The sequence below is a fragment of the Hartmannibacter diazotrophicus genome, assembly GCF_900231165.1.
GTDB lineage: Bacteria > Pseudomonadota > Alphaproteobacteria > Rhizobiales > Pleomorphomonadaceae > Hartmannibacter > Hartmannibacter diazotrophicus.
Genome location: NZ_LT960614.1, coordinates 12,418 through 30,998, shown reverse-complemented (window position 1 = coordinate 30,998; position 18,581 = coordinate 12,418). Strand labels below are relative to the sequence as shown.

Genomic DNA, 18,581 nt, shown 5'->3' with positions numbered 1-18,581 from the left:
CGGTTTACGACATTTCCGGCGCCGCGCAAAACGGGGGTCGCATCCCGAGGTCCACCGAGGCACGGCCTCCCGTGCGTTAAGGCGATGTTTGCCGCGCTCTGGCAGACTTGGCACTCCCATCACCGAAGGAGACGCAGCCTTGTCGCTCGCAGAGGAGAAGACCGACAGCCGACCCTACGAGAAGACACTACTGGCCACCGTCTGGCTTTTGCCGCTGCTCGCCCGGTCGATGGGCAGCCTGACGCTGTTGCACATCACGCCCGTCATCCTCGCCTTCATGCTGGCGGTGCTGGTGCGGCGACCGTCAGCAACGGTGGCCTGAGCACTGCTGCGGATGTGGTTCTGCGCGGCGGACCGCCAGCGGTTGCCCACTGCAGGAGGCGACGGGCAAGAGACTCGTAGTCGCCGTCGAAATGGTGCCCGCCCTCGGTCTTCACGATGGTGATGGCGTTGTCGCCGGCAAGCATCGGGCAGGCGCTGTCGTCGGCATCGTCGGCACCGTAGAGACAGGCAACCTTCTCGGCCGGGAGCGCGCGCACCGCCTCGACCACGTCGCGGTCTCCCGCAACGCTGCCAAACCAGCCCTCCACCGTGATCTCGAAGCCGGTTTTCTTTTCCGGCGACAGCAGCCCGATCAGGCTGACCCGGTCCTGCAGCGCTTGCGGCAGCCTGGGAATCGCGAAGGGCAGCGTGTCGGCGCCGAAGGAATAGCCGAGGAGCGAAACGGGCAGCCTTCCACCCGGATCAGCGCGCTCGATGATCGACTGGATGTCCCTGGCCATGTCGTCCGGCGTCCGCTCGGCCCAGAAATAGCGCAGGCTGTCGACGCCGACCACGTGCACGCCATTGTGCGACAGCCAGGTGCCGATGCTTTCGTCGATGTCACGCCAGCCGCCGTCACCGGAGAAGAAGACCACGAGCGCCTTGGCCGGAGTCTTGGGCTTCAGGTCGATGATCGGCGCCGAAGCGGTTGCCGCATCGGTCCGGGCAATCCGCAGCGCCGAGGCGATCACGGTTTCCCGCCGGGCATTCACCGTCGGCGCCTCGGCAAGGGTGATTTTCGGCTGGCCTTCGAGGGAGTTCGCCATCGCGCTACGCTGGCCGGTCGGCGAGACGAAGACGAAGGGCGCCGGCATCGGGTCGTTCACGACATCGAACTGCGGCCCGTAGACATAACCCACCCCGTCGGGCGCCGGATCGACGGCCGCGCCGGGGCAGCCTCCGATCTTCGTCACCAGTGCCTCGGCGGGATCGAGGGCGACACCGCCGGCGACGGTCGCATCGGGCGCGTCGGCAACGGCGGAATAAGCCAGCACCCCGCCCTCGCCCCTGCCGACGATCACCGGGTGGAAATAGTCCGACAGCCCCATCGCCCGGCTTGCGTCCTTGGCAAGCTCCTCGAAGGCGCTGTCGAAATAGAGGCAATCGTCGCTGCGCTTGTCGAGTTCGGCCCGCCAACGGTCGAGGTCGACAGTCATTGTCGCCAGCCCGCTGGCGAGAAGACCGTCGGCCAGCGTCCGGTCAGCCGGCTGGATTCCGCCCCTGTCGGAGACAAGAATGACGATGCCTTCGACCTTGCCGTTCTTCGGCTCCTCAAGGGTGACGCCGGACAGATCGTCCGCCGCAAAGGTTGTCCCGGCGAGCCAGCGGCTGACGTAGGGGACGTGAAAACCGAGCCTGTCGGCCCCGACGGCGACGGCGCCGACGACAAGGAGGCAGGCAACGGCGGCCGTGCCAATCCAGAAGCGGCGTCTCATAGCGCCACCTCCATGAGACGGGACGTGACAGTGGTCTTGACCGGGTGGCCGCCGGCCCTCTTCATCCTGGGACGGGGGCTGTTGATCAGCCGGGTCACGTCGACAAGCGCCCTCGGGACATCGAGGCCCGGCGGGCAGATGAGGTAGTGCGGTGTCCATTCGGGCAGGAACTTCGCCTTGAAGGCACGCAGGCCCTCGAAATGGTAGACCTCGCCGCCGCGGCGATAGATGAGCGCGCCGAGCCGGTTCCAGCGCGAGGCGAGCGGGTGGCTGACGAGGCCTGCGAGCGGCGCGGCGCCGAGGTTGAACCAGCGATAGCCCTCGGCCTTCGCCGCCAGCATCAGCTTCACGAAGAGAGCATCCATGATGATCTTGGAGGCACCGGAGACATAGCGCATCAGGTCGATGGTGATTTCCTCCTTGTCCGCCCCGCGCCAGAGGTTGGCGAAGGCGACGATCTCGCCCTCCTTTTCAAGCACGGCGCAGTCGAAGGCCGAGAGATAGTCCTCGTCGAAGGAGCCGAGCGAAAAGCCCTTTTCCGTTCCGCCCTTGGCGGCGAGCCATTCGTCGGAGACGACCTTCAGCCGGGGCAGGATCGCCGGGACCTCGTCCTTCGGGACGACCCGCAGAGCAAGCCCCTCCTTGTCGGCGCGGCGATCGACATAGCGCAATTCCTGGCGGGCTGATCCGGTGAGAGAGAAGGCCTGAAGATCGACGCGGGCGACCTCACCGAGCTTCAACGCGGTCAGGCCCATGTCGAGATAGCGGGGCAGGCTCGCGGCCCCGACCGCATAGAAGATCGGCCTCAGGCCCTGCTGGTCGGCGAGTTCGCGGAAGCGCCAGGCAAGGCGTACGCAGGCCTCCGGGTTGCCCACCGCATCGCCGAGGGCGATGAGGCTGCCGCCCGAGCGGGCGTACATCACGAAGGCGTCCGAATTCCGGGACACCAGAAACTGCTTGTCGCCGAGAAGCGCCAGGGCCGCGGAGGCATCCCGGGAGCCGGCGACAAGCGCCTCCACGGCCTCGGGGACCGGCGGCGCCGGCGTGCGTTCCGGGCGGCGCACGAGCAGGGTGTCGATGCCGACGAGCGCCAGCGCCGCGAACAGCACGACGGTCGTGCGCAGGAAGCGGGGGACGGCGCTGTCGAAGGCGAACTGCCACCAAAGCGCATTCTGGTAGTCGACCTCGCGGTAGGCGAAGAAGCCGAGCCAGGTGATGGCCGCGACCGTGACGGTGACCATCACCAGCCAACGGGGCGAGAGGTGGAAGGCTCCCTCGCGCGGCCGGCGATAGAAGGCCCGGCGAAACACCAGAAGAACCGCGCAGGTGAGAGTCAGCACCAGCGCTTCCTCCCAGTCGAGACCCTTGCCGAGCGAGAAGACCGCGCCGGCCGCGAGCAGGCCGACCGCCGCGACATAGGCGCGGGTCATGCGCAGGTAGAGCCCGCGCGCGACCACGAGCAGCGCCGCGCCGACAAGGCTCGCGGCCAGATGCGAGGCCTCGACGAAGGGCAGCGGCACGACATCGGAGAGGAGATCGATGCGATCCGTCAGGGCGGGCGTGGAGCCCGAGACGAGGAGGACGATGCCGCCGAGGAAGACAACCGTGGCCATGGCGGGCGGGACGACCGGCTTCAGGACCCGGCCGACCGCGCGGCCGGCAATCTCGATGCCGGTGAAGCGATGGAGAAGCTCCATCACCGCGATGCCGGCAACGGCCACGACGAGCGGCAGAAAGGTGTAGATCAGCCGATAGGCGAGAAGCGCGGCCAGGGCTTCCGGCGTTTCTCCGAGCCCGAGCCCGCCGATGATGGTCGCCTCGAAGACGCCGAGACCGCCGGGGGCATGGGAGGCGATGCCGAGCAGGATGGCAACGAGATACGTGACAGCAAAACCGGCGAGGCTGCCTGTCGATCCCTCGGGCAGCAGCAGGTAGAGCGCGGCGCCAGCGGCGATGATGTCCGCGACTCCGGCGGCAAGATAGGCACTGCCCGAGGCCCCTTCGGGCAACGGCAGGTCAAGCCGGCCAAACCGAAGCCGGCGCGGCCCGGTTGCCATGAAGACGAGAAGCGCGGCAACGAGCGTCAGGCCGACACCGCCGACGGCCACTTCGATACGCACATCATGCCAGGGCCAAAGCCGGATTCCCGCCGGATCGATGATGAGGGCCGCCGAAATGACCGTCACAATCGCCGTGAAGAGCGCCCCCCAGGAGATCGTGACGATGCGTGCGATGTCGGCCGCGCCCAGCCCTTCCGCCGCATAGATGCGCCAGCGCAGGGCACCGCCCGTCAGAAGCGGAAAGCCGAGGGCGTTGGAGACCGCATAGCCCGCGGCACCGGCGGCACCCGCCACATGCGGCGGAACCTTGCCGGGGGCAACGGAGCGGGTCGCGACGATGTCGTAGAGGCCGAGCGCAACGAAGCTTGCGGTCGTTGCGAGGATGGCGAGGACGATGCGCTGCGGCGCAATCGTCGTCAGCGCCGACGTCACATCGGAAAGCGTGACCGCGGCGAGCAGGTGCTCAAGCGCAAAGAGCGCGAGCCCCGCGATGACGAGGCCGATGAGCGGCGGCACGAGGCGCGGCAAATGCAATCCCGCAACGATCGGCGCGGGTTCGGAAGTGTCATGAGATGGAGAGGACACGATGCAAACTCCTGGCAGCATCGCAGGGCCCATCCGGGCCGGGCGTCGTAATGGACACGCAAGGAAACAAATCTGGATTCAGATCGGACCGGCGCGCGGTCATTCCCGCTTGCCGCCAGCCGATACTAACAACCTGAATGCGCCTGATCTTGGATTTTTCCGGTCAATCGGCCGTTTTCACTGACCAAGCCTGTCCGGACGGAAAAAAGCCGGCCATTCCAGGGGCGAAATGGCCGGAAAAGAGGGGCATCCGTCCGTCCGGGAGGGGGGAGACGGAGACGGACGGACGGATGCAGTTGCCCGGCAGCGAGGGAGGAGGTAACCCGCCGGGCAAAGTCGTTGCGTCACATCGGTGACGCCCGCCTCAGGCGGCCTTGGAGCTCAGCGCCAGGAAACGCTGCGAACCGTCGCGCTCGATCTGGACAAGCACCGGCTTCTTGTCGCCCTTGGCGGCATTGAGAGCCTTGGCGGCATCGGACGCATCCGCGACCTGCCTGCCACCGACCCGCAGGATCACGTCGCCGGGGCGAAGGCCCTGGTCGGCGGCCGGAGAGCCCGGCTCGACCTGCATGATCACCGCGCCGCGGGTGTCCGGCGAGATGTTGAGCTCGTTGGCGACATCCGGCGTGATCGGGCCGAGGGCGAGGCCGTAGGAGCCCGTGTCGGACGGCGAACCGTTGTCGTCGGCCGAAGCGGTTTCCTGGTTCGGCATCTTGCCGACGTCGACCGAAACGGTCATCGGCGAGCCGTTGCGAAGCACCTCGATCTTGGTGTCGGTCCCCGGAGGAACGGCGGCAACGAGGCGGGCGACGTCACGGAACTCCTTGACCGGCTGGCCGCTGACACCGGTGATCACGTCGCCGGACTCGATGCCCGCCTTCTTGGCCGGGCTGTCGTCGGTCACGTTGGCGACAAGCGCGCCATCGGTGTTCTTGAGGCCCATGCTGGCCGCCAGGTCATCGGTCAGCGGCTGGATCGCGACGCCCAGCCAACCGCGCGAGACGGAGCCCTTGTCGCGGATTTCCTGAACGATCGGCTGCGCCAGCGTGGACGGAATGGCGAAGCCGATGCCGACGGACCCGCCCGACGGCGAGAAGATCGCCGTGTTGATGCCGATGACGTGACCGTTCATGTCGAAGAGCGGGCCGCCGGAGTTGCCCTTGTTGATGGCCGCATCCGTCTGGATGTAGTCGTCGAAGGGACCGGAGTGGATGTCGCGGCCGCGGGCCGAGACGATGCCGGCCGTGACCGTGCCGCCGAGGCCGAAGGGGTTGCCGACGGCCATGACGGCCTCGCCGACCTTGATTTCATCGGCGGCGGCGAAGCTCACCGACGGAAGCGGCTTCTTCGGCTCGACCTTGAGGAGGGCAAGGTCCGTCTTCTTGTCGCGACCGATCAGCTTGGCCGGCATTTCCGTGCCGTCCTGCAGCGTCACCTTGATGTCGGTGGCATCGCCCACGACATGGTTGTTGGTGACGATGAAGCCGTCCGGATCGATGATGAAGCCGGAGCCGAGAGCGGTCTCGGTGACTTCGCGGTCCTTGCCGCCATGACCGAACTGGCCATTGCCGAACTGCTTGAAGAAGTCATCGAAGGGGGTGCCCGTCGGGAAGTTGGGCATCTGGAAGCCGGCCTGCGCGACCTTCTGGGTCGTGGAGACGTTGACCACCGCCGGGAGCACCTGCTGGGCGAGGGCGGAGAAGTCGACGCCCGGGAGGGCGGCCTCGGCCGGAGACGTGGCCGGCAGGAGCGCCGGGGCGACCAGAGCCGTCGTCAGCAGGCAGGCTGCCGCGGCAGCCGCAATCCGGCCGCGGCGGCCAAGAAGTTTGGGCTTTTGTTCGGTCTGCATGTCAAGCTATCCCTTGTGTGTCTGCAAATCGTTGCTTCGCTTGGGAAGCGATGACACACAAGAAACACCCCTGCCCCTCACGCCCATATCGACGCGACATTGATTATTCCCAATGTTGGCGACGCATAGCCGCGAGATGGGTTGCGCTAAGTCTTCCGCATCGAAATTCTTGAGAGACACGAGGGCAGGAGGCACCCCTGCCCACAAAAGCAGGAGACTTTGGTCCCATGAAAATCCTCGTCATCGAGGACGATACGGAAACGGCGGACTATGTCGCGCGCGGGCTCAAGCAGCAGGGCCACACGGTGGATGTCGCCCGTTCGGGCCGCGACGGCCTGTTCCTCGCCGCCGGCGAATCCTACGACCTCCTCATCGTCGACCGGATGCTGCCGGGCGTCGACGGCATGAAGATCGTGCGCACCGTGCGCGGCGCCGACGACGCGACGCCCATCCTGATGCTGACCACCATGGGCAGCCTCAACGACCGGGTGGAGGGGCTGGAGGCCGGCGCCGACGACTATCTCGTCAAGCCCTTCGCCTTCGCCGAGCTCAACGCGCGGGTCAACGCGCTGACGCGGCGCTCGTCGCGACCGATGCGCGAAACGGTCCTGCGCCTGCACGACCTGGAGGTCGACTGCCTCAGCCGCCAGGTGAGCCGGGCCGGCAAGCCCATCGAGTTACAGAACCAGGAATACAAGCTGCTCGAATACCTGATGCGCCATGCCGGCGAAGTGGTGACGCGCACAATGCTCCTGGAAAACGTCTGGGACTTCCACTTCGACCCGAAGACCAACATCGTCGAGACGCACATGAGCCGGCTGCGCGGCAAGGTCGACCGGGGCTTCGACAGCGAACTCATCCACACCGTGCGCGGAGCAGGCTATGTCCTTCGTGCGCCCGGCTGAGCTTCTCCGCACGACGAGCTTTCGCATCGCGCTCGGCTATTCGGTCGTCTTCCTCGCCTCGATCACGATCATCGGCCTCGTCGTGCACTATATCGCCGTCAACAGCGCGCGCACGGAGATCCGGGCCTTTTCGGCCAACGAGGTCAACCGGCTCGCGGAGGTGCACGGACGCTTCGGCATTTCCGGCCTCGTCGCGGCGGCGGCCGACGACGCCAAGGCGCCGGAGGGCGTCGACCCGCTCCGCGTGCTCATCATCGATACGCGCGGGCGCATCCTCACCGGCAGCCTGCCTCCGCTGATGCCGCGCCAGGACGGGCCGTTCGAGCTGCAGCGCAAGGACGGCGAACTGTCGATCCTCGGCGTCGGCAAGGTCTTGTCCGACGGCACCTATCTTGCCGCCGGGCAGAGCGACGCGGCGCTGCGGCGCACAAGCAACGCGATCCTCAACGCCTTCCTCATCGGCGGTTCCATCGCCGTGATCGTGGCTCTCGGCGGCGCCCTTCTCACCTCGCGCGGCGTCCTCGGCCGCATCCGGCGGATCGACGAGACGACGCGCGCCATCGTCGCAGGCGACCTGTCCGCCCGCGTGCCGGACCGGGGCACGGACGACGAACTCGATCACCTGACCGCCGGCATCAACGACATGCTGGATCGGATTCAGGCCCTGATGGTCGACCTGAAGCGGGTGACGACAGACGTCGCCCACGATCTAAGGACGCCGCTCGCCCGGCTCAGGCAGAAGCTGGAGGAAGCGCACGAGAGCGCGACCACGGTCGAGGACTACGAACAGCTCACCGAGGCGTCCATCACGGAGGTCGACCGGCTGCTGGAGATTTTCACGGCCCTGATGCGGATCGCCGAAATCGAAGCAAGGGCGCGGCGCGAGGCCTTCGCACCCTTCGACCTTTCCGATCTGGCCACCGACATGGCCGAAGCCTACGAAGCGGTCGCCGAGGAGAGCGCCCACACGCTGACCGCCGACATCGACAAGGATGCGAAGGTCACCGGCGACAAGGCGCTGATCGCGCAGATTCTTGCCAACCTCATCGAGAACGCCATCCGGCACACGCCGGACGGTTCGACGATCAGCCTTGCCGTCCGCCGCCAACCCGGCGCGGTGCTGGTCTCCGTCGCCGATGACGGCCCCGGTATTCCGCCGGACGAGCGGGAGGATGTGACGAAGGCGTTCCACCGGCTCGACCACAGCCGGACGACGGCGGGCAATGGCCTCGGCCTTGCCCTCGTCAAGGCGGTCGCGACCCTCCACGAGGCCGAGCTGCGGCTGTGCGACAACGAGCCTGGGCTCCGCGTCGAGATCGCGTTCGAACCGGCCGTGGCCATCGAGACGTGACGACACCCGATCGACGGACTAAAGAGGGACCACCGTCCCACTCCTCGTCCATGATCGGGTGATCTCATGTCCACTTCGCGCGCATCCTATCCCGATCTCGCCGGCAAGACCGTCTTCGTGACCGGGGGCGGCAGCGGGATCGGCGCGGCGCTCGTCACCGCCTTCGCTCGTCAGGGCGCCAGGGTCGCCTTCGTCGACATCGCCGAGGAGGAGAGCCGGGCGCTCGTCGAATCGATCCGTCAGGCCGGCAAGGGCGATGCCCTGTTCCTGCCCTGCGATCTTCGCGACATCGCTGGCCTGCGCCGCGCGATCGAGGAGGCGGGCCGTCAGTTCGGCGATATCTCGATCCTGTTGAACAACGCTGCCAACGATGAGCGGCACCAGACGCTGGACGTGACGCCCGAGGAATGGGACGCGCGGATGGCGATCAACCTCAAGCCGCAGTTCTTCGCCGCGCAGGCCGTGCTGCCGCAGATGATCCGCCTCGGCTCCGGCTCCATCGTCAATTTCGGCTCGATCACCTGGCGCCTCGGACAGGGCGGCATGGCAGCCTATTCCACGGCGAAGGCGGGGATTCACGGCCTGACCCGCTCGCTGTCGCGCGATTTCGGTCCGCACCGCGTGCGCGTCAACACGTTGCTGCCCGGCTGGGTAATGACCGAACGCCAGCTCAAATTCTGGGTCAATCCGGAGTCGCTGAAGGAGATGGAAGCAGGTCAATGCCTGCCCGACCGGATCGATCCGCAGGACATCGCCGACATGGCGCTTTTCCTCGGCTCGGACGCCTCGTCCAAATGCACCGCGCAGGAATTCGTCGTCGACGCGGGCTGGAGCTGAAAACTCAGGGGCCGTCGGGAATGACCGAAATATCGACGAGGGCCTGACGACGGTCCTCCGTCACGACGCGGATGGCGTCTTCCAGCGTTCCCCGCAGGTCCGTTGCCGCCGTCACCCGCGCGGTCCATGCCCGGCTTGCCTGCGCCGTCAATGTGAAGTCCGGCGACGGCTTCAGGGACGTCAGCGGCATCTCGTTGGCCTTGGCGGCATAGCCGTCCGGATAGAGACTCGCCACAGACGCGCGCACCGCGCCCCATTCGCCGTTGTTGAGGATCAGCACCAGAATCGGCAGGTACAGCGCCTCGGCGATCTGGTGGCAGACCACCGGATTGGCGAACATGTAGGAGCCGTCGCCCATCGTGGCGACGCAGAGCCGGGTCGGATCGGCAAGCCTTGCGCCAAGCGCGCAGGGAAAACTCCAGCCAAGGCCGCCGGAATGCGGCTCCTGGAACCATGAGAGATGATCCTCGCGCCTGAGGACGCCGAGGATCGTGCCGAGTTCGGAAAAGACGCTGGATTTTCGGCCCGCCAGCACCTCCCCGAGCACCGCGCTGACATGCGCCTTGGTGAGACCGCGCGCGGTTCCCGACAGGGCTTTTGCCCTCAACGTTTCGCGTGTCGCCGCCGACCTGCGGGCGATTTCGTCACGCCGGACGGCGATGGCCGCCGCGTCGCGCGGCAACTCGCTCATCGCGTCGATGAGCGCCGTCAGAGCCGCAGCCGTTTCGCCGACGAGCGAGCAATCGGCGGGGAAATTGCGGACGGGAGAGCGCGAGAACAGCGGATCGGGGCCAAGCTGGATGACGCGCGCGTCGGGACTGATCGGATGCTTGTCCGGCCACCAGGGAGCCAGCGCGTTGACGACAAGGACTACGTCCGCCTCCTCGAGGAACGGCCCGGGGTCGGCGCCGACGTGGCAGGGATGCTCGGTGGAGATGGCCAGATGCGTCGCCCACCAGGAGCAGACGGGAAGAGCCCAATCTTCGGCCCATTTTGCAAAGGCGGCAAAGCTCTCCGCATCGCCCGCGCCGCGCTGGGCGATGACAAGCGGCCTTTCCGCCGCTGCCAGCCACTCGGCGGCCGTGCGCAGGGCCGCCGCATCAGGCGCCGAAATCGCCGGTGCCATGGCGATCCGGGCCTCGACGCTCTCGCGCGGTGTCGCCTCGCAGAGGACTTCGCGCGGCAGGGAGAGGTAGACCGGCCCCTTTGGCGTCGAATGCGCAATGGCGTGGGCGCGATCGATCAGGCCGGGCACCTGCTCGGGGAACTTCAGCTCGTAGTCCCACTTGCAGGATTCGCGCACGAGCGCCGTCTGGTCGCGCATCTCCTGCCCCCAGGCGATGGGAACGGTGCGGGCGCCGAAGCGGCCTTCCTCCGTGACGGGCGTTCGGCCGGACATCAGGAGCATCGGGACATGCTCGCAGGCCGCGTTGATCGCCCCGATGGCGCCGTTGGCGAGGCCGACGTTGGTGTGCAGCATCACCGCCTGGCCGCGCCCCGCCATCAGGTAGTAGCCGTGGGCCATGCCCATCGCCGCGTGCTCGTGCGGGATGACGAGCGCTTGCGGCAGGGCGATGTCCTTGGCTTTCGCTTCCGCGAGGCCCTCGATGATCGGCGGGAAGTCGGTGCCCGAATTGGCGAAGACATAGTCGACGCCGTGGGCCTTCAGCCGGGTGAAGAGCGCCGCGCCGGCGGAGAGAGAGCCGGCCTTTTCCTGTCCGATCATCACCTCACCCTCCCAGCACTCTCGGCAGCCACAGCGTCATGGCCGGGAAGGCCAACAGCAGCGCGACGCGAATGAGTTCGGCGAAGAAGAAAGGCATGACGCCCTTGAAGGTCTCGCGCATCGGCGTTTCCGGATCGAGGGCGGAAATCACGAAGACGTTCATGCCGACGGGCGGCGTGATCAGCCCCAATTCGACGACGATCAGCGCGATGATGCCGAACCAGACCTTGAGATCCTCCGTGCTCATGCCGAAGCCGGAGCCGTCTGCCATCTGGTAGAGGCCGCCGTTGACCTCGACCAGCACCGGCCAGAAGAAGGGGATGACCAGCAGGATCATCGACAGGCTGTCCATGAGGCAGCCGAGGACGATGAGCGCCAGCAGCAGCAGGATCATGATCGTCATCGGTGGCAGGCCGGAGGTCGCCAGCGCCTCGGCCAGGGCCTGCGGCACGCCGGCCCGCGACATGAAGATCTTGAGGAGTTCGGCACCGAGCAGAATCAGGTAGATCATGCCCGTGGTGCGCGCGGTCTCCAGCAGCGCCTGGACCTGGGCCTGGAGATCGAGCCGGCCGCGCACGAGCCCATAAACCCAGACAAGAAAGACGCCGATGGCCGCCGCCGGCGTCGGATTGTAGAGGCCGGCATAGATACCGCCGATCACCATGAGGAAGATCAGGAGCACCGGCACGAGGCCGAGGGTCGCCTCCAGAAATTCCCTGCGGTCGACCGGGTCGCCTTTGGGGCCGGCCTCCGGCCTGATCGCCACATAGGCGGCAATCGTGAGCAGGAAGAAGAGGACCGCGAGCAGGCCGGGAATGAGGGCTGCCGCGAACATCGTCACGATATTCGCCTCGACCAGCACGGCATAGATGACGAGCACCACGGACGGCGGAATGAGGATGCCGAGGACGCCGCCCGCCGCCAGAGTGCCGGTCGCCAGCGCGCCGTTGTAGCGGTAGCGCTTCAGTTCCGGCAGCGCCACCTTGCCCATGGTCAGGGCTGTTGCGAGCGAGGAGCCGCAGACCGAGCCGAAGGCAGCGCAGGCGCCAATCGCGGCCATGGCCGTGCCGCCGCGCAGCCAGCCGAGCCAGGCGTTGGCCGCCCGGAAGAGCGCCTGACTCAATCCGGCGCGGGCGGCGAGCGCCCCCATCAGCACGAACATCGGCACGACCGACAGGTCGTAGATGGAGAACTGGCCGTAGCCGAGCGTCTTCAGCTGGTTGAGGAAGATCGCCGGTCCGTTGAGCAGCGAAATGCCGATGCCACCGACGAGGATCATCGCATAGGCGATGGGCATGCGGATGGCGATGAGCGCCACCAGAATGGCAAGTCCGGCGAAGCCGATCAGCAGGACATCCGTCATGATTGCTCGCCGGCCGAGGCGCTGACCGAGGCCTTCAGCGTCACCGCCGACGCAAGGACGAGGAGCGCCAGCGACATCAGAATGGGAATGAACGCGACCCAGTGCGGAAACTGCAGGATTGTGGTCGTGTAGTGATAGGCCTTCTGGTCGAGCATGCCGAGATACATGCGCCACAGCATCAGCGCCGAGAAGACGAGGGCGGCGAGCGAGGCAAGCCCGGTGAAGAGCGCCAGCCAGCGCGGCGAGGCTCGGCTGGTGAAGATGTCCGCCGTCACGTTGGCGTCGACGAACTGGCAATAGGGCAGGAACATGAAGGCCGCCACCGCGACGCCGACCTCCGTCATCTCGAAGTCGCCGGGAACGCCGACACCGAAGACGCTGCCGACGACGGTGATCACATTGATCAGCACAACGGCGACAAGCAGCAGGCCGCCAAGCAGCGCCCAGGCGGTGACGATGCGGCGAGCGAGGCCCGAAGGCCCCGCACGCCCGATCCCGGCTTCATCCGTCACGGTCAGTTGCCACGATGCGCGGCAATCCCGGCCCGCGCCTTTTCGACAAGGCCCTTGCCGTCGATGCCTTGGGCGGACACTTCGTCGATCCACTTGTTGACGACCGGTTCCAGCGCGTCCTTGAAGGCCGCCGTCTCCTCCTCGGTCAACGTGACGTGCTCGTTGCCGGCATCGGTGGCGACCTTGATGCCGAAATCGTCGGAGGCGCGCCAGATGTCGCCGACCTCGGCCAGCCAGTCGGGGCCGGAGGCGTCGCGGAACGCCTTCTGGATCTCGGGCGACAGCGAGTCCCACCGTCCCTTGTTCATCGAGACCTGGAAGGTCGTCGTGCCGAAGCGGGCCCGGTCATGGCCCTCGATCTGGTACTTGGTCTGGTCCTGGATCTTGAGTGCGGGAATGATTTCCCAGGGAATGAAGGCGCCGTCGACGACGCCCTTCTGCAGCGCCTGCGGCAGATCCGGCACCGGCATGGCGATCGGGGTGGCGCCGAGCGCCTCGATCACCCAGGCGCCGGTGCGCGTCGGGATGCGCATCTTGAGGCCGGCCATGTCCGCAGGCTTGCGCACCAGCTTGGTCCCCATCTGGATCGCCTGGCCGGCGTGGACATGGAGGAACATGACCTCGACGCCGGCATAGTCACCGGCAAGGTCGCTCTGGAAAATCTCGCCCATGGCAAGGTTCGCCGCCTTCGGATCGTTGACGAAGACGAAGGGCAGTTCGAAGGCCTCGGTGCGCGGAAAGAGACCGGGCGTATAACCGTTGACCGTCCAGATGATGTCGACGATGCCGTCCCGGGCCTGCTGGATCAGTTCCGGCGGGCGGCCGCCAAGGGTCATCGCGGGATAGAGCTCGATCTTCACGGCGCCGCCGGCGTTGGCTTCGACAGCCTTCGCCCAGGGCTCCAGCATCTTCGTCTGTGCCGGAGCTTTGGCGCCGAGGAAATGATGAAGCTTGAAGGTCTCGACGCCCGCCGCGCGGACGATGGACGGCATGGCGAGCGTCGCCGCGCCGATACTCGCGGTCCTGATGAAATCTCTGCGGTGCATGACGTTTCTCTCCCTAGGTCATTTTTTGTGTTTTCGCCCGATCGGCGCGGGTTCCGCCAACCCCGCCGAAGAGCCCGCCTGCCGAGGGACGGTTCCGGTCCGTGACCGACCGTCCCGCACAGTGGGCCTCAAGATCGCCGCAACATCCTCAAGAAGCACGCTTTATCGACCGGGACAACAGAAACTCATCAAAGCGATAAACGGCGGGCGCGGCCACTGCTTCTTGCGATCCCCCATCGTCCGGCCATCCCGTCCGCCTGTCTCCCAAGCGGTCCGGCGGCCTGCATCCTCCGGCGTGATTCACGAGACATGGATGACGCCGGGCACACTTCCCCGTCAGAGTCGAATACTGGCCGCATGGCGCCGCGTAAAATGACATTTGGCGAATTTTACATAACCCTGGAGTTATAGTCTGCACCCTTCCGGGTTCCCGCCAGGATCTGGACGCACGGAACCAGCACCCCTGCCGGCCATCACAGAAGATACTGCACCAGCAGCGGCACAAGAAAGGCCGTGACGGCCGCATTGAGGCCCATGGCAATGCCGGAGAAGGTGCCTGCGAGGGGATGAACCTGCAGCGCTCTTGCCGTGCCGATGCCATGAGCGGCAAGGCCGGCGGCAAAGCCTCTTGCGCGCCAATCCTTCATGCCGAGCGCATTCATCAGCGGCGTGACGACAATGGCGCCGATGACACCGGTCGCGATCGTCGTCACTGCGGTCAGCGAAACGTCGCCGCCAAGCGACTGGGAGATGCCCATCGAGACACCGGCGGTGACGGACTTCGGCGCGATCGAGAGCAGCACCAGCCGCGGCAGGCTCGCGAGTTCCCCGAGCCAGACGACGGAGACGATCGCAGCGGCCGATCCCGCAACAAGGGCAGCGACCATCGGCACGAGCGAGCGAACCACGATCTGCCGGTTGCGGTAGAGCGGCACCGCGAGGGCAACGGTCGCCGGGCCGAGAAGAAAGTGAATGAACTGGGCACCGTCGAAATAGTCCCGATAGGGTGTTTTCGAGACGACCAGGACGAGGCCGATCACCCAGACGGAATGAAGCACCGGGTTGGCGAGTGGATGGCGGCGGGTCCGCTTCGAAAAGGCATCGGCAAGCGCATAGGCCACGAGCGTCAGCGTGAGCCACAGCAGCGGCGTCCCCGACAGATAGGCCCAGAGCGAAAAGTCCGAGGTCGTCACGGCGCGTCCTCCCCCTCCGTCGCGGTGTTGGCCTTCTGTCCCGTCAGACGCGCCACGAAGCCGAAGACGAGGACCGTGACCGTCAGCGTCGCCACGGTCGAGCCCGCGACGGCGATCAACAACCCGAGGCCGTGACCGGTCAGCAGCCCGATATTCTGGATGACGCCGACGCCGGCCGGGATGAAGAGCAGCGAAAGATTGGCGAGAATGCCGCCGCTGACACCGTTGATGCTGCCGGTGACCGCCTCCCGCCGCGCCTCAGGCAGGCGGTCCGCGACAGCCAGCAGGACGAGCATGAGAAGCATGCCGATGACCGGGCCCGGAACGGGAATGCCCGTTTCGTAGGAAATGGCCTCGCCGCAAAGCTGGCAGAGGAGGATGGCGCAAAGACCGATGATCACGGGGCCCTCGTCGGTTGGCGATCGGGAGATGCGGCAGCCAGCCTGAAGCCCCCGCCGCCATCGTCAAGGTAGCATGACCCGCAACGGCCACAAGACGCGCATGAACGTCATATCCGGCGATTTGCGTATCGCGATTTTTGCATAGCTACACTGCCGACTTTCGACTTCTCATTTGCTGGCATGCCAGTAAATTGTCTCTTGTCAAACAAGGAGGTACCAATCATGTCCTTCGCCAAAACAATCGTCCGCTATGTCGCCGGACAAAAGCCTGCCAGCCAGCGCTCCGCTTCCAATATGCGCAACCGGGAGACCCGGGCACGCGAAGAAGCCCGCAACGCCGTTTACATCGGTCTTTGACCGTCCGGAACGAGCCGGTCCAGACCGCCCCAAGGGCGATGGAAGGCAGTGCAAGAAAGCCCGCTGGCTTGCCAGCGGGCTTTCTGCTTTTTGCGGCCCCTATGTCTTTTCGCTCCGCCGGAATCATCAGCCGGCCCGGCTCCAGCGCGCAATCTCCCTGCCCTTCGCGACCACCGATGCGTCGTCCACCGCGCCTTTTCGGGGCAACGTCGCGACGCGTTTTGGTGCGCCAATTTCGCCCTTAAACCAGACAGTTAACGGAGAGCCGGCAAATCTTAACGACTGTGGCCGATTCCGGCGCGTCAAGTGGCAATGCCCCGCGCCGGACGCATGCCTCAACTGCAATCTTCCGAGTTCTATTTTTTAGGCGGAATGCCTAATTCAAGAGCACAAGAATTGGAGTTGAGACCATGACCATTCGTGAAAAGTTTGCCCGCTACACCGCCATGCGCCGCGCCGTCCGCCAGCTCGAGGCCCTCGACGATCGTTCCCTGCGCGATATCGGCATCGAATCCCGCGCCCAGATCCGCTCGGCCATCTACGGCGCCTGAGCCGCAGAAACCTGCAGGATCGCCAGCGCGGAGCCGGGAAGACTTCCGGCACGCAAAAAAAGTCCGCCGACTGTTCGGCGGACTTTTTTTTGTTTCGCGGCCAACCGGACAACGGACGCGACGGCCCGGAACCCTTCTTCGCCAGTGCCCCGACCGGGCGCGCCGAATGCCGGCAGGCTGCGTGCCGACCGGAGCCACCGCCGGAGATTGGCCATATGACGAGCGAACAGGATTGCGAGTTTGCAAGAATTCCCAGTAGGCTAATGCCAACGACGCTGGAGCGATGCAACTTGACGACTTCAGCGGCGTTTGTCTGACGCCCCCCGCATCCCGCGAGGGTCTTCCTTCCCGGAGCCGCTGCCCATGACGTCCAAGCGCCTGTCGCCGAAGCCAACCCAGATTGCGGCGCAGGACCCGGACTGGTGGCGGGGCGCGGTCATCTATCAGGTCTATCCGCGCAGCTTCCAGGATTCCAACGACGACGGCATCGGCGACCTCAAGGGCATCACGTCCCGGCTTGCCTATCTCGCCGACCTTGGCGTCGACGCGGTCTGGCTGTCGCCGATCTTCACCTCGCCAATGAAGGACTTCGGCTACGACATCTCCGATTATTGCGACGTCGACCCGATCTTCGGCACGATCGCCGACTTCGACGATCTCGTCGCCGAGGCGCACCGGCTCGGCCTCAAGGTGATGATCGACCAGGTGATCTCGCACACCGCCGACGTCCATCCGTGGTTTGCCGAAAGCCGCGCCTCGCGCGACAACGACAAGGCGGACTGGTACGTCTGGGCCGACGCCAATCCGGACGGCACGCCGCCCAACAACTGGCTTTCGGTCTTCGGCGGCTCGGCCTGGGAATGGGATACGCGGCGCTGCCAGTATTACCTGCACAACTTCCTGACCTCGCAGCCGGACCTCAACTATCACAGCAGCGAGGTGCAGGCCGCGATCCTCGACACGGTGCGCTTCTGGCTCGAGCGCGGCGTCGACGGCTTCCGCATGGACACCGTCAACTACTATTTCCACGACCAGCGACTGCGCGACAATCCGCCGAACACCACCGGCGGCTTCGGTGCCGATGCGCCCGAGGTCAATCCCTACGGCCATCAGGACCACATCCACGACAAGAACCAGCCGGAAAACCTGAAATTCCTGAAGCGTTTTCGCTCGCTTCTCAATGAGTATCCCGGGGCCGCGGCCGTCGGCGAGGTCGGTGACGGCAAGCGGTCCATCGAGCTGATGGCCGCCTATACGTCCGGCGGCGACAAGCTCCACATGTGCTACACCTTCGATCTTCTCGGCGACGGCTACGGGCGGGAGTTCCTGACCTCCACCATCGGTCGCTTCGAGGCCGGCTCGAAGGGCAGCTGGCCCTGCTGGGCCTTTTCCAACCACGACGTTCCGCGTGCGATCTCGCGCTTTGCCTCGCGCAGCGCCGACCCGAAGCGGCTCGCCAAGGTGCTCTGCGCGTTGCTCCTTTCCCTTCGCGGCTCGGTCTGCCTCTATCAAGGCGAGGAACTCGGACTCACGGAAGCAGAACTCGCCTTCGAGGATCTGGTCGATCCCTACGGCATCCGCTTCTGGCCGGAGTTCAAGGGCCGCGACGGCTGTCGCACACCGATGGTCTGGACCGAAGGGGCCGTCAACGGTGGGTTTTCAGGCGCAAGGCCCTGGTTGCCCGTTCCGGCGGAGCACCTGCCGCTCGCCGTCGACCGGCAGACGGGGCAGCCCGGCTCGATCCTGGAGCACTTCCGCTCCTTCCTTGCCTTCCGCCGCCAGACGCCGGTGCTGGTGAAGGGCGACGTCGAATTCATCGAGGCCGAACACGAGACCGTCGCCTTCGTCCGCCGGCACGAGGGCAAGGAAATGCTCTGCCTGTTCAATCTTGCGGACGTGCCCGTGACCTTCGTCCTGCCGAAGGGCATGAAGGTGTCACCGATCGGCGACCTCGGTTTCGACGGCAGGCAAGTGGGCGACGAGGTTGCGCTTGAACGGATCGATGCCTTTCTGGCATGGATTGAGCCGCCAGCGGCATGACCGCCGGCGATCGATGCAGCCCCTTCCGTTCATCATAGACAGGCGATT

16 protein-coding genes are annotated in these 18,581 nt (G+C 66.0%); 7 read left to right on the top strand and 9 right to left on the bottom strand.

The annotated features are described in order from the left end of the window. Positions 1 to 139: 139 nt before the first annotated feature. Complete coding sequence (locus HDIA_RS00125) at positions 140 to 322, top strand: hypothetical protein (RefSeq protein ID WP_099553252.1); 183 nt, start codon at positions 140 to 142, stop codon at positions 320 to 322. On the opposite strand, the gene HDIA_RS00120 is transcribed toward HDIA_RS00125, so the two are convergent. The 3 genes from HDIA_RS00120 to HDIA_RS00110 form a co-directional block, all read right to left on the bottom strand. Then, a complete protein-coding gene (locus HDIA_RS00120) occupies positions 276 to 1,757 on the bottom strand; it encodes a virulence factor family protein (protein ID WP_157775084.1) in 1,482 nt (493 codons plus the stop codon). The genes HDIA_RS00125 and HDIA_RS00120 overlap by 47 nt on opposite strands. Then, on the bottom strand, positions 1,754 to 4,402 hold the full coding sequence (gene mprF, locus HDIA_RS00115; RefSeq protein ID WP_245884082.1) for a bifunctional lysylphosphatidylglycerol flippase/synthetase MprF: 2,649 nt from the start codon (positions 4,400 to 4,402) through the stop codon (positions 1,754 to 1,756). Before mprF ends, HDIA_RS00120 begins: the two co-directional genes overlap by 4 nt. A gap of 364 nt (positions 4,403 to 4,766) precedes the next feature. Next, entirely contained in the window at positions 4,767 to 6,251 is a 1,485-nt protein-coding gene (locus tag HDIA_RS00110; RefSeq protein ID WP_099553248.1) for a DegQ family serine endoprotease, read from the bottom strand. A 227-nt stretch (positions 6,252 to 6,478) separates the two neighbouring features. Here HDIA_RS00110 and HDIA_RS00105 point away from each other — a divergent pair, with 227 nt between their 5' ends. From HDIA_RS00105 to HDIA_RS00095, 3 genes are all read left to right on the top strand, one after another. After that, positions 6,479 to 7,156 carry a winged helix-turn-helix domain-containing protein gene (locus HDIA_RS00105; RefSeq protein ID WP_099553246.1) on the top strand — a complete coding sequence of 226 codons (678 nt, stop codon included), beginning with the start codon at positions 6,479 to 6,481 and terminating at the stop codon, positions 7,154 to 7,156. Further along, a complete protein-coding gene (locus HDIA_RS00100; protein WP_099553244.1) occupies positions 7,134 to 8,507 on the top strand; it encodes a sensor histidine kinase in 1,374 nt (457 codons plus the stop codon). The genes HDIA_RS00105 and HDIA_RS00100 overlap by 23 nt, the downstream gene beginning before the upstream one ends. A 66-nt stretch (positions 8,508 to 8,573) precedes the next feature. Then, positions 8,574 to 9,344 carry an SDR family NAD(P)-dependent oxidoreductase gene (locus HDIA_RS00095; RefSeq protein ID WP_099553241.1) on the top strand — a complete coding sequence of 257 codons (771 nt, stop codon included), beginning with the start codon at positions 8,574 to 8,576 and terminating at the stop codon, positions 9,342 to 9,344. A 4-nt stretch (positions 9,345 to 9,348) separates the two neighbouring features. Here HDIA_RS00095 and HDIA_RS00090 read toward each other — a convergent pair whose 3' ends face one another. From HDIA_RS00090 to HDIA_RS00065, 6 genes are all read right to left on the bottom strand, one after another. Then, positions 9,349 to 11,070, bottom strand: coding sequence for a thiamine pyrophosphate-requiring protein (locus HDIA_RS00090; protein WP_099553239.1), 1,722 nt, complete (start codon positions 11,068 to 11,070; stop codon positions 9,349 to 9,351). A gap of 4 nt (positions 11,071 to 11,074) precedes the next feature. Then, positions 11,075 to 12,433 carry a TRAP transporter large permease gene (locus HDIA_RS00085; RefSeq protein ID WP_099553237.1) on the bottom strand — a complete coding sequence of 453 codons (1,359 nt, stop codon included), beginning with the start codon at positions 12,431 to 12,433 and terminating at the stop codon, positions 11,075 to 11,077. Then, positions 12,430 to 12,945 (bottom strand): TRAP transporter small permease, encoded by a 516-nt coding sequence (locus tag HDIA_RS00080; RefSeq protein WP_099553235.1) that lies wholly within the window; start codon positions 12,943 to 12,945, stop codon positions 12,430 to 12,432. The genes HDIA_RS00085 and HDIA_RS00080 overlap by 4 nt, the downstream gene beginning before the upstream one ends. 2 nt (positions 12,946 to 12,947) lie before the next feature. After that, the gene (locus HDIA_RS00075; protein ID WP_245884326.1) at positions 12,948 to 13,937 is read right to left on the bottom strand and encodes a TRAP transporter substrate-binding protein; all 990 of its coding nucleotides are present in this window, start codon (positions 13,935 to 13,937) and stop codon (positions 12,948 to 12,950) included. 527 nt (positions 13,938 to 14,464) lie between these two features. Next, positions 14,465 to 15,184 (bottom strand): LrgB family protein, encoded by a 720-nt coding sequence (locus tag HDIA_RS00070; RefSeq protein ID WP_099553231.1) that lies wholly within the window; start codon positions 15,182 to 15,184, stop codon positions 14,465 to 14,467. After that, positions 15,181 to 15,585: a CidA/LrgA family protein gene (locus HDIA_RS00065; RefSeq protein WP_099553229.1), complete on the bottom strand. Its 405-nt coding sequence runs from the start codon at positions 15,583 to 15,585 to the stop codon at positions 15,181 to 15,183. The genes HDIA_RS00070 and HDIA_RS00065 overlap by 4 nt, the downstream gene beginning before the upstream one ends. A gap of 222 nt (positions 15,586 to 15,807) precedes the next feature. Here HDIA_RS00065 and HDIA_RS25935 point away from each other — a divergent pair, with 222 nt between their 5' ends. From HDIA_RS25935 to bglA, 3 genes are all read left to right on the top strand, one after another. Next, a complete protein-coding gene (locus HDIA_RS25935) occupies positions 15,808 to 15,942 on the top strand; it encodes a hypothetical protein (protein ID WP_281259978.1) in 135 nt (44 codons plus the stop codon). A gap of 410 nt (positions 15,943 to 16,352) precedes the next feature. Further along, positions 16,353 to 16,493, top strand: coding sequence for a YjiS-like domain-containing protein (locus HDIA_RS00060; protein ID WP_099553227.1), 141 nt, complete (start codon positions 16,353 to 16,355; stop codon positions 16,491 to 16,493). Positions 16,494 to 16,856: 363 nt separating this feature from the next. Beyond that, the gene (bglA, locus tag HDIA_RS00055; RefSeq protein WP_099553226.1) at positions 16,857 to 18,533 is read left to right on the top strand and encodes a beta-galactosidase BglA; all 1,677 of its coding nucleotides are present in this window, start codon (positions 16,857 to 16,859) and stop codon (positions 18,531 to 18,533) included. Positions 18,534 to 18,581 lie beyond the last annotated feature (48 nt).